Below are 14,344 nucleotides of genomic sequence, written 5' to 3'. Positions count from 1 at the left end.
CGTCCGCTTCCGGACGGGTCGGGGGCGCCCGGCGTACATCGAAGGATGCAGTCCGGATTCGTCGTCGCCGACGACGCGACGGCCCGGACCGCGCGGGACGGTAGGGAAGACGGGCGCGAGAAGGGAGAACGGGCCGTGATCGTCGGACTGATCGTCGCGAGCGAGGTCGGCTTCTGGGTGGTGCTGCTCGGCGGCCTGTGTGTGCGGTACGTCCTGCGCAAACCGCGGGCCGGGGCGGCGGTGCTGGCCTGCGTTCCGGTGCTGGACCTGGTGCTGCTGACCGCGACCGTGATCGATCTGCGGCGGGGCGCCGAGCCGTCGACGGCGCACGGGCTGGCCGCGGTCTACCTCGGCTTCTCCCTCGCGTACGGGCACTACATGATCACGTGGGCGGACGGGCGCTTCGCCCATCGGTTCGCGGGCGGGCCGCCCCCGGTCAAGCCGCCGAAGTACGGTGCGGCGCGGGTGCGGCACGAGTGGCGGCTGTGGCGGATGACGCTGATCGCCGCGGTGATCGCGGTGGCTGTGCTCCAGATGTGCATCTGGCTGATCGGTGACGGGGACCGCACCGACTCGATGGTGGCGTGGCAGTGGCAGATGGCGCGGATCGCGGGCATCCACTTGCTGATCGCCGTCTACTACACCATCTGGCCCCCGGAGGAGAAGAAGCCGGCCGACGAGGGGGACCGGGACCAACCCCGGTCCCTCACCAAGTCCTGATCAGCGGCTCTCGCCGGGCACCCACAGCACGTCCCCGACTTCCTTGTTGGCCGCCCGGGCCAGGATGAACAGCAGGTCGGAGAGGCGGTTGAGATAGGTGGCGGTGAGCGGATTCATGGACTCCGCGTACTCGTCGAGCGCCGCCCACGTGGAGCGCTCGGCCCGGCGCACGACGGTGCACGCCTGGTGCAGCAGGGCCGCACCGGGCGTGCCGCCGGGGAGGATGAAGCTGCGCAGCTTCTCCAGCCCTTCGAGGAAGAGGTCGCAGTCCGCCTCCAGCTTGTCGATGTAGCCCTGCTCGACGCGCAGCGGCGGATGCTGGGGGTTCTCGACCACCGGGGTGGACAGGTCCGCGCCTACGTCGAACAGGTCGTTCTGGACGCGGACCAGCACCTTGACGATCTCAGGCGGCAGCGCCCCCAGCGCGATGGCCACCCCGATCGCGGCGTTCGCCTCGTTCGCGTCGGCGTATGCGGCGATCCGCGGATCGGTCTTGGCGGTACGGCTCATGTCGCCGAGGGACGTGGTGCCCTTGTCCCCGGTGCGCGTGTAGATGCGGGTGAGTCTGACCATGCGCCCGAGCCTACGCGCGCACCGCTGCGTCTCCCTACGCCCCGGCCTTGCGGAACACCCGGGTGCCGACCGCCGTGGAGACGGCGCACAGGACGAGCCCGACCAGTGCGCCGAGACCGACGCCGCCCCAGGCGTAGTCCCCGACATACGCGGCGCGCACCGCGTCCACCAGGTAGCGGAACGGCACACAGCGCGAGACGGCGTCCAGCCAGCCCGGCGCCAGGGCCATCGGCAGCAGAACGCCGGAGAGCAGCATCGCGGGCATGTTGACGGTGCTGATGACCGGGGCGAAGCCCTGCGGGCTGTCGACCCGCATGGCCAGGGCGTACGACAGCGAGGCCAGCGAGATGGTGAGCAGGCCGACGAAGACGAAGCCGACGACCACCCCGAGCACCGGGGCGCGCAGCCCCAGGGCGACGCCGACGACCACCAGGACCAGCGACTGGACCAGCAGCAGGACCACGTCCTTGAGCGCCCGGCCCAGCAGCAGGGCGAGCCGGCTGACCGGGGTGACCCGCATCCGCTCGATCACCCCGAACTGCTTCTCGACCAGGATGCCGAAGCCCGCGAACGCGGCGCTGAACAGACCGAGCTGGATGAGCAGCCCGGGGACCAGCGTCTGCCAGGAGTCGCCCTCGCCGCCGAGTGGGACGTCGTGCAGCAGCGGGCCGAAGAAGACGAGGTAGAACATGGGCTGCAGCAGCCCGAAGACCACGCCGACCTTGGAGTCCAGGGCCTGGCGCAGATAGCGGCCGAAGATCAGGCCGGTGTCGGAGAGCAGAGGGGACACGGGTGGAGGGCTCCTTGAGTCGTCAGACGGCGAGCGGGGCGGTGTCGGGCTGTGCGGTGCCGCGCCCGGTGATGGCGATGAAGGCGTCCTGCAGGGTGGCGTCGGGCGATCCGCCGTACTCGGCCTTGAGCGCGGCGGCGGTGCCCTCGGCGACCACCGTTCCCTTGTCGACGATGACGAGCCGGTCGGCGAGCGCTTCCGCCTCGTCGAGGTAGTGGGTGGTCAGGAAGACGGTCATGGCGTGGTCGTCTCGCAGGCGTCGGATCAGCTTCCACAGGTCGGCCCGGCTGCCCGGGTCGAGCCCGGTGGTCGGCTCGTCGAGGAAGAGGACGGCGGGGCGGTGGGCGAGGCCCATGGCGATGTCCAGGCGGCGCCGCTGCCCGCCGGACAGGGCGCCGCACTTGCGGTCGAGCAGCTCGGTCAGCCCGAGGTCGGCGGCGAGTTCCTCGGCGCGGGCGGCCGCCTCGGCCTTGCCGAGCCGGTACAGCCGGCCCTGGGTGACCAGTTCCTCGCGGACGGGGACGGACGGGTCGACGCCGCCGGACTGGGCCACGTAACCGATCTTCCGGCGCACCCCCTCCGGATCGCGGGCGAGATCGCATCCGGCGACGGTCGCGGCCCCGCCGGTGGGCGGCAGCAGCGTGGTGAGCATGCGCAGGGTCGTGGTCTTGCCCGCGCCGTTGGGGCCGAGGAAGCCGACGATCTCACCCGGCCGGACGGTGAGGTCGATGCCGCGGACGGCCTCGACGGGGCCGTGCTTGGTCTGGAAGGTCCGGGCGAGCCCGGCCGTGCTGATGACAGGCATGCGCCTAGAAAAGCAGGGACACTTAAATTTTGCAACGACCCCAAAAATGCGTGGACCTCAAAAATATGGCGACACCATCGAAGCTAGGATGAGGGCATGGCGGAAGGACACAGGGAGCGGAAGAAGCGACAGGTCAAGCAGCGGATCTCGGACATGGCCACCGGGCTCTTCCTGGAGCACGGCTTCGACGCGGTCACCATCGCCGCGGTCGCCGAGGTCGCCGACGTCTCGGTCAACACCGTCTACAACTACTTCCCCGCCAAGGAAGACCTCTTCTTCGACCGCGAGGACGAGGTCGTCGAGCGCCCCTCGCAGCTCGTCCGGGAACGCGCGGCGGGCGTGCCGGCCGCGCGGGCGCTGCTCGACCAGCTGCGCCGGGACATCGCGGAGCGGAACCCGTACGCGGGGATGGAGCCGGGCTTTCCGCGCTTCATGAAGGTCGTCATGGACTCGCCCACGCTGATGGCCAGGCTGCTGCGGATGCAGGGCCGGACCGTCGACCGGCTCGCCGCCACCCTGCGCGAGGAGACCGCCGCCGCCGCGGACGACCCGACGCCCGAGTTCATCGCCCACCAGCTCGTCGGCATGCAGAACGCCGTCCACCGCAGCATCGGCCGCGCCCAGGCCGCCGGCCGCACCCCCGAGCAGATCTCGGTGGAGCTGCTGCGGCAGATCGATGTGATGGAGTCGCTGCTCAGTGATCGCGTGCTCAACTATGCGGTGAAGAACACACCGTGACGCGCCTTACTAGGGGCTGCCAGGAGGCGTGAACGGGCGTTAAGGTCCGGCCAACGGCGTCAGTTACGCAACGTACGAAAGGACGTGAACGTGGCCAGGAAGCTCGCGGTCATCGGGGCCGGACTCATGGGATCCGGCATCGCGCAGGTCTCCGCCCAGGCGGGCTGGGACGTCGTGCTCCGTGACGTGACCGACGAGGCGCTGCGCCGCGGCACCGACGCCATCCGCGCCTCGTACGACAAGTTCGTCGCCAAGGGCAAGCTGGAGGCCGAGGCCGCCGAACAGGCCCTGGCGCGCATCACCACCACGACCGACCTGGAGGCCGCCGCCGACGCGGATGTCGTCGTGGAGGCCGTCTTCGAGAAGATCGAGGTCAAGCGGGAGATCTTCCGCACCCTCGACGGTCTGGTCAAGGACGGGACGATCCTCGCCTCCAACACCTCCGCCATCCCCATCACCAAGATCGCGGCGGCCACCGAGCGCCCCGAGCGGGTCGTGGGCACCCACTTCTTCTCGCCCGTGCCGATGATGCAGCTGTGCGAGCTGGTGCGCGGATACAAGACCAGCGACGAAACCCTCGCCGCCGCACGGGAGTTCGCCGAGGGCGTCGGCAAGACCTGTATCGTCGTCAACCGCGACGTCGCGGGGTTCGTCACCACCCGTCTGATCTCCGCGCTCGTCGTCGAGGCGGCCAAGCTGTACGAGTCCGGGGTGGCCACAGCCGAGGACATCGACACCGCGTGCAAGCTGGGCTTCGGCCATGCGATGGGACCCCTCGCCACGGCCGACCTGACCGGTGTGGACATCCTGCTGCACGCCACCGAGAACATCTACACCGAGTCCCAGGACGAGAAGTTCGCGCCGCCGGAGGTCATGCGCCGCATGGTCGACGCCGGGGACATCGGACGCAAGAGCGGCGGCGGGTTCTACCGCTACTGACCAGGCCCGCCCGCACGGCCGCCCTGCCCCTGTCGCGCATCTCAAACGCAATCAGGGGCAGGTGCACCCTTGCGGGTGAATTCGGTCTCGGTTCGCTTACAAGCGGCAACTTCACCGCATGAGACACAGTCAATTCGGTAGACCAGATTGACTCAGGGGAGACAGGGGGCCCATCCCGGCGACAGCCGGGGGAGCACCACATAGGGGAGCGCATATGCACATCAGGGGCGACCACGCCGAGCTCGCCGTCGGGGGCCGACTCGACGTCCGGAGCGCGGCGGACGCCCGTACGGCCTTGCACACCGCCCTGGAATCCGGCGGTGGGGACCTCGTACTCGACCTGACCGAGCTCGACTCCTGGGACGCCACCGGGCTCGGCGTCATCATGGGGGCGCACCGGAAGGCCGGCCGGGCGGGCCGGCGGCTGGTGCTGCGCGGGGTGCCGCCCCAGATGCAGCGGCTGCTGGTGGCCACCCGGCTGCACCGGATCCTGGCCATCGAGGGCGGGCTCGAAGTGGAGTCGCTGCCGCGGGTGTGAGCGCGGAGCGGCGCCCGCGGGGCGGCGCGAGCGCGCTCCACATCGGTGGATACTGTGTGGAGATCTAGGGTTCGGTAACTCCGCCGGACACCATTCCCTTCGGCGGGCACCGCACCGGAGCGACGGCAAGGCGAGCGTGCGGACGGGCCGGAAGCTTGGGACAACGCCACGCACCTGGGGGGCTTTCACCATGGATCCGACGAACCGCGGACCCGAAGAGCACGGCCGCGACACCCCGACCCCGCACCCGGCGGAGAGCGGAAGCCCCGCACCCGCACCCGTGCGCACGGTCCAGCTGGTCTCCGGCGACCACCTGCTGACGATCAATCCGGTCGACGGCAGCGAGATAGAGCCCTGCCCGCCCGGCGAGCGGCCCGCCCGCCCCGAGCGCCGCGGCCCCGACGACCGCGCCGAGCTGCGCCGGGCCGCCGCCCCGCCGCTGCCCGCGGGGGCGGTGGCCTTCGAGGTGCCGATGCTGGAGCGCGAGGAGGAGCGCGAGCGCCTGGCGCGGCTGCTCGCCCGCGGCCGGTCGGTGCGGGTCACCGGGCCCTCCGGCGCGGGCCGCAGCACGCTGCTCGACGCCGTCGCCGCGGACTGCGACGACCTGGCGCCCGACGGGGTCGTACGCCTCTCCGGCTACCGCCGCACCGCCACCGACCTGCTGTACGAGCTCTACGCCGCCGTCTACCGCGCCCCCCTGTACCGCCCCGGCCGCGCCGAGCTGCTGGCGGCGGTCGCGGAGATCGGCGCGATCGTCGTGCTGGACGACATCGAGTTCGGCGGCGCCGCGCTGGACGAGTTCCTGGACGCGACGCCCGAGTGCGCCTTCCTGATCTCGGCCACCCCGTCCGTCGCGGCCCCTTCCACTGAATCGCACCTCGAAGAGGTCTTCCTCTCCGGGCTGAGCCGCACCGGCTCCCTGGAACTGCTCGAGCGGGCCGTACGGCGCCCCTTGGCGGAGGACGAGCGGAGCTGGGCCGCGGACCTGTGGTTCGAGTCCGAGGGGCTGCCGCTGCGGTTCATCCAGGCCGGAGCGCTGCTGCGGCAGCGCGACGCGCTGCGGGGCGAGGGCCGGCCCGCCGAGGCGCCGGGCCCGGCTGAGGCCTCCGGTGCCGCGGGGGTCCCGGGCTCCGCCGAGGCTTCCGGTTCCGCCGAGGCCTCGGGCACGGCCGGGGACCCGGGCGCGGACGCCTCCGCCGACCCCTCCACCGAGACCGGCGTACGGGGCGGCAGCCCGCTGCCGACGCTCGCCGAGGGCGCGGCCCCGGTCGCGCTGATCGCCTCCCGGCTGAGCGAGGCGGCCCGGGACACCCTGCGGTTCGCGGTCGCGCTCGGCGGCGAGTGCCCGCACCAGACGCATCTGCCCGCACTGGCCGGGGACACCCACGCCGACTCGGCCCTCGGCGAGCTGATCGCCGGCGGACTGGTCACCCCCGCGGGACAGCACTACCGGCTGGCGGTCGGCGTGGCCGAGCAACTCTCCGCCGTCGGCTACGCGGACGGGACGGCCGAGCGGGCGGGCGCCGTCGCCCGGCACTACGCCTGGTGGGCCGGCCACCCCTCGGTCGCCCCCGAACGGGTCGCCGTCGAGGCCGACGCGATCCTCACCGCCATGGCGGCCCTGGTCGCCGCCCGCGAGGCGGGCCGCGCCGAGACCGCCGTACTGCTGGCCCGCAGCGCCACCCCCGCCTTCGCCGCCGCGCTCCGCTGGGGCGCCTGGGAGCGCGCCCTGCGCCACGGCCAGGAGGCCGCCCGACTGGCCGGACAGGTCGCGGAGGAGGCGTACTTCCACCACGAGCTGGGCGTCCTCGCGCTGTGCACGGGCAATCTGGACCGGGCGCGGGCCGAGCTGGAGGCGTCGATCGGGCTGCGCGGTGTGCTGGCCGACAAGCGCGGCACGGTCGCGGGCCGGCGCGCCCTGGCCCTGGTCACCGACCGCTCCGGCGGCCCGGCGGCCGCCGGCGCCTTCGCCGCGCCCGGCGGCCGTACGGCGGCGGGCGAGGAGGTCCCGGAAGCGCGCCACGACGAGTCGGCCTCCCCGCCCGGCGGGGTGCCCGCGGGGCGGCGGGACCCGGCCGACACCGAGATCACGGTCGTCACGCCGCGGGTCGAGACGACCGAGCGCCTGAGCCGCACCGACGTGCTCGCCGCGGTCGGCACCGGCGGCGGCACGGCGGGGGACGGCCCGGGGAGTGCGGGCGGTGCCGGTTCTCCCGGCGGCGGCAGGGCCCCGCTCGGCCGCCGCTTCGCGGCGCTCACCGGCGCCCGGCGCAACCTGGTCGCGGCGGGCGCGGGCGCCCTGCTCGTGGCCGTCCTCGGCACGGTCGTGACGCTCGGCGTCACCTCGGGCGACGGGGACAAGGGCTCGGCCGACACCGTCAAGCCGAGCGGGTCGTCCTCCCGCGAGGACGACGACAAGGGGGTGACCGCCGAGGAGCCCACGACCGGCACGGGCGAGAGCCCGCAGCCGGGCCCCAGCGGCGTCTCCGGGGCGCCCACGTCCCCGTCCACGCTCGTCAGCGGCTCGCCCACCGGCTCCGGAAGCCCGACCGCCCCGTCGTCCAGCGGCGGGGCGTCCCCGACGGGTGAGCCGACGACGGCCCCGCCCTCGTCCGGGTCCACCCCGCACACCCCGACCCACCGCCCGACGACGCCGACCACCCCGCCGAGCAGCCCCACGACCAAGCCGCCCACCACCAAGCCGCCCACCACGACCCCGCCCACCAGCTCCACCACGGACCCCGGAGGCGGCACCACGACCACGGCCAGCGGCCCGGCGACCACGGCGAGCAGCTCCGCGTCCACCGGACCGACCTCATCGGCCTCGCCGGCTTCGTCGGCGTCGTCGATGTAGGAACACATGACACGGCGCGCGGCGCGGCCCGGCGATACCGGACCGCGCCGCGCGCCGTGTCGGACCCCGGACCAGCCGCGGCCTCAGAACAGCCGCAGCTTGTCGTCCTCGATGCCGCGCAGCGCGTCGTAGTCCAGGACGACACAGCCGATGCCGCGGTCCGTGGCGAGCACCCGCGCCTGGGGCTTGATCTCCTGCGCCGCGAAGATCCCCTTCACCGGGGCCAGATGCGGATCGCGGTTGAGCAGTTCGAGATAGCGGGTGAGCTGCTCCACACCGTCGATCTCCCCGCGCCGCTTGATCTCCACGGCCACCGTGCCGCCGTCGGAGTCCCGGCAGAGAATGTCCACGGGGCCAATGGCAGTGGGGTATTCACGCCGAATAAGCGTCCAGCCATCGCCAAGTGTCTCGATACGATCGGCCAGCAACTCCTGCAGATGGGCTTCCACGCCGTCCTTGATCAGACCGGGGTCCACCCCGAGTTCATGCGAGGAGTCGTGCAGCACTTCCTCCATGGTGATGATGAGCTTCTCGCCTGCTTTGTTCACCACCGTCCACACGTCGCCGTCGCCCTCCTTGAGCGTGCACGGCGGAGACATCCAGTTGAGGGGTTTGTAGGCCCTGTCGTCCGCGTGGATGGAGACGCTGCCGTCGGCCTTGATGAGGATCAGACGGGGCGCCGAGGGAAGGTGGGCCGTGAGCCGGCCGGCGTAGTCCACGGAGCAACGGGCGATGACGAGACGCATGGTCGGCAACGCTACTCGACGGCGGGTGGCCTACGCGATTCGCCCGACGGCGGGCCCCTGCGGGGGTGGCTGGTTGTGCACTCATTCTCCTGGTGCGGCCACAGTGGCCGAATTACCGTTGAATCGGGCGGTCGTCATGCGGGTACGCTCCGCCGCCGTCCGCTCATCCGTCCCTGAGACCCCCGTCACGGGGGTCGCGAGAGGAGAATCCATGTCGCTCGACGTCTCACCGGCCCTCCTTGCACAGGCCGAGCGAGGCGAGGTCGACGAAGCCGACTTCGTCGACTGCGTCCGGAACTCCCTACCTTACGCATGGGAGATGATCAGCTCCCTGGTGGCCCAGTTGAAGGTCGACGGCGGGGAATTCGCCGACAATCAGACACCGCCGCCGGACGAGCAGGCCCGCGGTCAGCTGCTGCGGGCACTCGCGAGCGACGCGATACGAGGCGCGCTGCAGCGCCACTTCGGGGTGCGGTTGGCCTTCCAGAACTGCCACCGGGTGGCGGTGTTCCCGCTGGACGCGTCGTCCGACGAGAGACTCAGCCGCTTCACCTCGCCACGCGGGCAGCTGCTGAACCAGTCACCCGAGCTGCGCGACTGCTGACCCGACTGTCCGGCTGCCGCTCCACGAGGGGGAGGTGTCTTGAGCGCGCAGGACTTCGGCACAGGAGGTCTTCAGCGCAGGAGCGGCAGCACCTCGGCGCCCAGCCGGCGCACGTTCTCCTCCGTGGCCGCCAGATCTCCCGAGCCCTCGACCAGCAGCGCGAAGCGGCGGATACCGGTGCGCTCCGCCGTCGCCGCCAGCCGGTCCGCGCACAGCCGCGGCGGCCCGACCGGGTGCAGCTCGCACAGCAGCTCGGCATAGGCGAGCGGATCGCGCATCCGGCGCGGTCGTCCGTCCACCGTCACATGCGCGTCGAGCCCCTGGCGCAGCCAGCCGGGCATGGACTTGACCAGGGTTTCCGCCGCCACGGGGCGCGCGTCCGCGATCTGCACCACTCCGGCCGAGACATGCTCGTCGGCCACCGCCGCGACCTCCTCCGGGGAGCGGCCGGCGGCCAGCGCGGATTCTCGCCACAGCCCGACCGCCTCGGCTTTCTCCTCGTCCCCGCAGTGCATCCCCAGCATCATGGGCAACCCGCGCTCGGCGGCCAGCCGCACGGTGCCCGGTGACGTACAGGCCACGATCACCGGAGGACCGGACGCCGCCCGCCCGTCCGCCGCCCCGCCGCCCAGCGCCCCGTGCGCCGCATCCGTCAGCGCCTCGTCGGGGCGTGGTACGACCGGCACCTCACGGAAGGCGAACCGGTCCCCGGCCGCGCCGACCCGTGGCTCGCGCAGCCAGCGCAGCAGCAGGTCGAGCGACTCGGGGAAGTCCCGCTCGTACGCCCGCAGGCCGGTGCCGAACACCTCCAGGTCCACCCAGGGCCCGCCCCGGCCGACACCCAGCGTGAAGCGGCCCCCGGAGACGAGGTGCAGCAGCGCGGCCTGCTCGCCCAGCGCGACGGGGTGCGCGGTCGGCAGCACGCTCACCGCCGTGCCGACGCCTATCGTGCGCGTACGGCCGAGCAGCAGCGCGGCGAGGGTGACGGCGGACGGACAGACGCCGTACGGAACGAAGTGGTGCTCGGCGAGCCACACCGCGTCCAGCCCCGCCTCTTCGGAGAGTTGTGCGGACCGTACCGCCCGGTGCAGCGCCTCCCCCTGGCCCTGACCCGGAAATTGAGCGGCGAGGATGAAAGCCCCCACACGCATTGCCATCTGCCTCCTCTTGCGGCCATCGCCGCAGCCACGGGCACCCTCCCTCGCGTAGGCATTAACGCCTGACACGTGCCAAGGGCACGGCCTGGCAAGAAGTTTTCATGATGATCGGAGGATGGTTGTGGACGCGGCTTTCCGGGACCGTGACGGTAACGCGTACGCTGGTCACAGTCAGTAGCTCTCCCAGCGTCCTTCGAGGTGCCCCGTGTCTCCACGCCGAAACCGCCCGCGAGGCGGCGACAAGCCAGTCGGCCGCCAAGACGAAGACCGCGCGGACCGCTATGGGCTGGAGTCGACGCAGAGCTGGCGGGGCGAGGAGTGGGTGGTGCGCCAGATCGGCGGTGGCGCCGCCACCAAGCACTACCGCTGCCCCGGCTGCGACCAGGAGATCCCGCCCGGTGTGCCCCATGTCGTGGCCTGGCAGCAGCACAGCGGCGTGGACGACCGCCGCCACTGGCACAAGTCCTGCTGGAACGCGAGAGACCGCCGGAGCGCGAAGCTCCAGCGGTCTCGTAACGCACCGAAGTACTAGCCGGGGTATCGGCGGATCCCGGAGGGCGTCGGCCGGTCACCCCCTGCTGTCACACGTCGCGCTTCTCCAGCAGCGCGAACGCCGCGATGAGCGCCGCGGCCGTGACCCCGGCCAGCAGCCCCAGCTGCGACCAGCCGGTGCCGAGTTCGTCGTCGATCTGGAAGAGCGCGGCCAGCGAGTTGGGGGAGGAGTACTTCTGCATCTTCTCGCCCAGGGTCTGCAGGCTGCTCGACATCATCAGGAAGGCGGGGAGGATCGCGGGCAGCAGCACCACACCGAGCATCGCGGTGATCGCGCCGGCGGAGTGGCGCAGCATGCTGCCGACCGCGAGCGAGAGAAGCCCGAGCAGCGAGACATACAGCCCGGCCCCCACGGTCGCCCCGAGCAGCTGCTTGCCGGTCGGCTCCAGGACCTCCGCCCCGCTGTGCATCCCCGAGCTCGCGAAGGCCACGAGCGCGAGCGCGGCGGTCGTGGTCACGAAGGAGAGCAGGAAGAAGACGATGGCCTTCGCGGTCAGCACGCGCGAGCGCTGCGGCGAGGCGGTGAAGGTCGTGCGGATCATCCCGGTGCCGTACTCGGAGGAGACGACGAGCACACCGAGCGTGACGATGCACAGCTGGCCGAGGAGCGTGCCGAACAGACCGGGGATGGTGGTGGGGGTGTTGGAGTAGTCGCTGTCGTTGGTGCCCGAGGCCACGAGCAGCCCGATGCCGACGACCAGCGCGCCCATGACGCTCAGCGTCCAGATCGTCGAGCGCACCGACTTGATCTTGGTCCACTCGGAGGCGATCGCATGCCCCAGGTGCGTGCGCCGGATCGGGATCGGCGAGGTGTACCCGGCGGGGGCGGCCGCGTAGGACTGCTGCGGTGCGCCCTGCATGCCCGGCTGCTGGGGCTGCATGCCCGGTTGCTGGGGCTGCTGGACCGGCTGGTGGGGCTGCATGCCCGGCTGGTGGGGTGCCTGCGGCGGCGCGGCCGGCATGCCCGGAGCGCCCGGCACGCCCTGCTGCTGGTGTGCCTGCTGGGGTGCCTGCTGCGGCGGCTGCGGCGGGGCGGACGGCTGGCCGGCCTGGGCCTGCTGCTGGTAAGGGGTCGTCATCGGGCGTCCTCGCTGTCGCGCTTGTTCAGGTCGGCGGGGGCCGGAGCGGGGGGAGCGGCCGGAGTCGGGGGAGCGGCCGGCGGCTGCGCCGGGGCGGCGGGCTGCTGCGGCGCGCCCTGTCCGACGAGGGGCTGCTGCGGCTGCCAGGGGGCCTGGCCCCCAGCGGACTGGCCCGGGGCCGCCTGACCGGGCGCGGGCGGCGGGTTGTAGCCCGGCATGGCGCCCATGGGCGGATAGCCGCCGGGCGCGCCGCCCGCGGTCGGCGGGGCGTAGCCGTACGGCCCGCCCTGCGGGGCCATGCCCGGCACGGCCTCCTGCAGCCCCGCCCGCTGGTCGGCGGTCGAGCGGTAGTCCACGGCGCCCTGCGTCATCCGCATGTACGCCTCCTCCAGCGACGCCTGGTGCGGGGAGAGTTCCCACAGGCGGACGTCCGCGTCATGCGCCAGATCGCTGATCCGCGGCAGCGGCAGCCCGGTCACCCGCAGCGCGCCGTCCTGCTCCGGCAGCACCTGGCCGCCCGCCTCGCTCAGCGCGGCGGTCAGCTTCTCGCGCTGCTCCGTCTCCCCGTCGGGCGTGCGCACCCGCGCGAAGTCCGCGGAGTTGTAGGAGATGAAGTCCTTGACGCTCATATCGGCGAGCAGCTGCCCGCGCCCGATCACGATCAGGCGGTCGGCGGTCAGCGCCATCTCGCTCATCAGGTGGCTGGAGACGAAGACCGTACGGCCCTCGGACGCCAGCTGCTTCATGAGGTTGCGGACCCACAGGATGCCCTCGGGGTCCAGGCCGTTGACCGGCTCGTCGAAGAGCAGCACCTGCGGGTCGCCCAGCAGCGCGGCCGCGATGCCCAGGCGCTGCCCCATGCCCAGCGAGAACCCCTTGGAGCGCTTCCTGGCGACGCTCTGCAGCCCGACCACGCCCAGCACCTCGTCGACCCGGCGGGCGGGGATGCCGGACAGCTGGGCCAGGCACAGCAGGTGCTGGCGGGCGCTGCGGCCGCCGTGCACGGCCTTCGCGTCGAGGAGGGCGCCCACCTGACGCGGGGCGTTGGGCAGCTTGCGGAAGGGGTAGCCGCCGACCGTGACATGGCCCGAGGTGGGCTCGTCGAGCCCCAGGATCATGCGCATCGTCGTCGACTTGCCGGAACCGTTGGGCCCCAGGAAGCCGGTGACAGTGCCAGGCCGCACCTGGAACGAAAGGTTGTACACGGCTGTCTTGGCGCCGTAGCGCTTCGTCAGGCCGACTGCCTCGATCATGCTCCGCCCCTCGTGCGATGCGTCCGGGGCGCTTGCCCCCGTGCGGGTAAGGAGGATAACCGCGCCAGGGTGGTTCCCGTTAAGCGAGAGTCGAGAGCGGATCGTAACCGCGCAGCACCCAGCCCTCCTCGGCGAAGACCGAGGCCGCCGTCTCCCGCAGCGCGAGGTCGGCCGCCGCGCGCCGGATCCAGGCCCGCGGATCGGGCCCCAACAGGCCCCGCAGCCGCGCCGAGGACGCCAGCAGCCCGGCCAGCAGGGCGCTCTGGTCGCCGCCGCCCGGCCGGGGCCTGCCGGAGGGACGGTCCGGGGCGCCGTCGGCGCCCGCGAGCACCCCCCGCGCGCTGACGTAGAGATACGCGCCGCCCAGCCGCTCCCCGGACGGCAGCACCATCGGGACGCTCGCACCCGGCAGCAGAATCCGCCGGTAGTTGGGGAACTCGGTGGCGTCCACCGACGCCAGCTGGCCGTCGTCGAGCCAGCTGACCACCAGCGGGGTCTCGGCCGCCGGGTCCGCGTACGGCGCGGTGGCGACGTACCCGTACCGCCCGATGTGCGCCGAGCAGCCGACACCTATGCCGCGCACCCGCACCGGCACCATCGGCACGGCGGCCGGGTGTCCGAGCGCGGTCAGCTTGTGGTGCAGCTGCGCCGGGGAGGCGTTGGAGCCGACCGCGATGACCGGATGGCGCTGCTCCAAGGGCGCCTGTCCGAGCCGGGCCAGCACGGCGTCGAGCGGCTCGCGCGGCGGGCCGAGGGGCGCCCCGAGCACCTGCCAGCCGCCCGGCGAGCCCGGCGAGGGCGTCAACTCCCACAGCTCGGACCCCGCGAGGAGCGCGGGCGCGGTGACGGGTCGGCCCGGATAGGTCAGCGGCCGCAACGCGGGCACATCGGCGAACCCCAGGGCGGCGAGGCTGCGGTCGGTCACAGGGGGAGGGTACGCACCGGGCGGCCCGCCCGTAAGACGGCGTGCGCCCGCGGCGCCCGATGCGCCGTCAT

15 protein-coding genes are annotated in these 14,344 nt (G+C 72.7%); 7 read left to right on the top strand and 8 right to left on the bottom strand.

What is annotated here, in order from left to right:
* Positions 1 to 45: 45 nt before the first annotated feature.
* Positions 46 to 720, top strand: coding sequence for a hypothetical protein (locus tag ACFZDL_RS16965; protein WP_353593321.1), 675 nt, complete (start codon positions 46 to 48; stop codon positions 718 to 720).
* On the opposite strand, the gene ACFZDL_RS16960 is transcribed toward ACFZDL_RS16965, so the two are convergent.
* Genes ACFZDL_RS16960 through ACFZDL_RS16950 form a run of 3 tightly spaced genes read right to left on the bottom strand, consistent with a single transcriptional unit; the run spans position 721 to position 2,888 of the window.
* Positions 721 to 1,293: a cob(I)yrinic acid a,c-diamide adenosyltransferase gene (locus tag ACFZDL_RS16960; protein WP_353593322.1), complete on the bottom strand. Its 573-nt coding sequence runs from the start codon at positions 1,291 to 1,293 to the stop codon at positions 721 to 723.
* Between the two features lie 34 nt (positions 1,294 to 1,327).
* Entirely contained in the window at positions 1,328 to 2,083 is a 756-nt protein-coding gene (locus tag ACFZDL_RS16955) for an ABC transporter permease (protein ID WP_353593323.1), read from the bottom strand.
* A 22-nt stretch (positions 2,084 to 2,105) separates the two neighbouring features.
* The gene (locus ACFZDL_RS16950) at positions 2,106 to 2,888 is read right to left on the bottom strand and encodes an ATP-binding cassette domain-containing protein (protein WP_353593324.1); all 783 of its coding nucleotides are present in this window, start codon (positions 2,886 to 2,888) and stop codon (positions 2,106 to 2,108) included.
* Between the two features lie 96 nt (positions 2,889 to 2,984).
* On the opposite strand from ACFZDL_RS16950, the gene ACFZDL_RS16945 reads away from it, so the two are divergent.
* The 4 genes from ACFZDL_RS16945 (at position 2,985) to ACFZDL_RS16930 (ending at position 7,957) form a co-directional block, all read left to right on the top strand.
* Entirely contained in the window at positions 2,985 to 3,626 is a 642-nt protein-coding gene (locus tag ACFZDL_RS16945; protein WP_353593325.1) for a TetR/AcrR family transcriptional regulator, read from the top strand.
* A gap of 90 nt (positions 3,627 to 3,716) precedes the next feature.
* Entirely contained in the window at positions 3,717 to 4,565 is an 849-nt protein-coding gene (locus ACFZDL_RS16940) for a 3-hydroxyacyl-CoA dehydrogenase family protein (protein WP_353593326.1), read from the top strand.
* A 214-nt stretch (positions 4,566 to 4,779) separates the two neighbouring features.
* Positions 4,780 to 5,103: an STAS domain-containing protein gene (locus tag ACFZDL_RS16935; protein WP_353593327.1), complete on the top strand. Its 324-nt coding sequence runs from the start codon at positions 4,780 to 4,782 to the stop codon at positions 5,101 to 5,103.
* A gap of 190 nt (positions 5,104 to 5,293) precedes the next feature.
* Positions 5,294 to 7,957 carry an ATP-binding protein gene (locus ACFZDL_RS16930; RefSeq protein WP_353593328.1) on the top strand — a complete coding sequence of 888 codons (2,664 nt, stop codon included), beginning with the start codon at positions 5,294 to 5,296 and terminating at the stop codon, positions 7,955 to 7,957.
* An 83-nt stretch (positions 7,958 to 8,040) separates the two neighbouring features.
* On the opposite strand, the gene nucS is transcribed toward ACFZDL_RS16930, so the two are convergent.
* Complete coding sequence (nucS, locus tag ACFZDL_RS16925; protein WP_353593329.1) at positions 8,041 to 8,703, bottom strand: endonuclease NucS; 663 nt, start codon at positions 8,701 to 8,703, stop codon at positions 8,041 to 8,043.
* Positions 8,704 to 8,914: 211 nt separating this feature from the next.
* Between nucS and ACFZDL_RS16920 the strand changes: the two genes are divergently transcribed.
* Positions 8,915 to 9,307 (top strand): SCO5389 family protein, encoded by a 393-nt coding sequence (locus tag ACFZDL_RS16920; protein WP_353593330.1) that lies wholly within the window; start codon positions 8,915 to 8,917, stop codon positions 9,305 to 9,307.
* Between the two features lie 71 nt (positions 9,308 to 9,378).
* Here ACFZDL_RS16920 and ACFZDL_RS16915 read toward each other — a convergent pair whose 3' ends face one another.
* Positions 9,379 to 10,458, bottom strand: coding sequence for an LLM class flavin-dependent oxidoreductase (locus tag ACFZDL_RS16915; protein WP_353593460.1), 1,080 nt, complete (start codon positions 10,456 to 10,458; stop codon positions 9,379 to 9,381).
* Between the two features lie 211 nt (positions 10,459 to 10,669).
* Here ACFZDL_RS16915 and ACFZDL_RS16910 point away from each other — a divergent pair, with 211 nt between their 5' ends.
* Positions 10,670 to 10,996 (top strand): ATP/GTP-binding protein, encoded by a 327-nt coding sequence (locus ACFZDL_RS16910; RefSeq protein WP_353593331.1) that lies wholly within the window; start codon positions 10,670 to 10,672, stop codon positions 10,994 to 10,996.
* Between the two features lie 49 nt (positions 10,997 to 11,045).
* On the opposite strand, the gene ACFZDL_RS16905 is transcribed toward ACFZDL_RS16910, so the two are convergent.
* From ACFZDL_RS16905 to ACFZDL_RS16895, 3 genes are all read right to left on the bottom strand, one after another.
* Complete coding sequence (locus ACFZDL_RS16905) at positions 11,046 to 12,095, bottom strand: ABC transporter permease subunit (RefSeq protein WP_353593332.1); 1,050 nt, start codon at positions 12,093 to 12,095, stop codon at positions 11,046 to 11,048.
* Entirely contained in the window at positions 12,092 to 13,348 is a 1,257-nt protein-coding gene (locus ACFZDL_RS16900) for an ATP-binding cassette domain-containing protein (RefSeq protein WP_353593333.1), read from the bottom strand. Before ACFZDL_RS16900 ends, ACFZDL_RS16905 begins: the two co-directional genes overlap by 4 nt.
* A gap of 79 nt (positions 13,349 to 13,427) precedes the next feature.
* Entirely contained in the window at positions 13,428 to 14,273 is an 846-nt protein-coding gene (locus ACFZDL_RS16895) for a hypothetical protein (RefSeq protein WP_353593334.1), read from the bottom strand.
* Positions 14,274 to 14,344 lie beyond the last annotated feature (71 nt).

This window comes from Streptomyces sp. NPDC007917 (assembly GCF_042959105.1).
Taxonomy (GTDB): domain Bacteria; phylum Actinomycetota; class Actinomycetes; order Streptomycetales; family Streptomycetaceae; genus Streptomyces.
The sequence above is the reverse complement of the archived record's forward strand: the minus strand, read 5'-3'. Positions and strand labels throughout refer to the sequence as shown.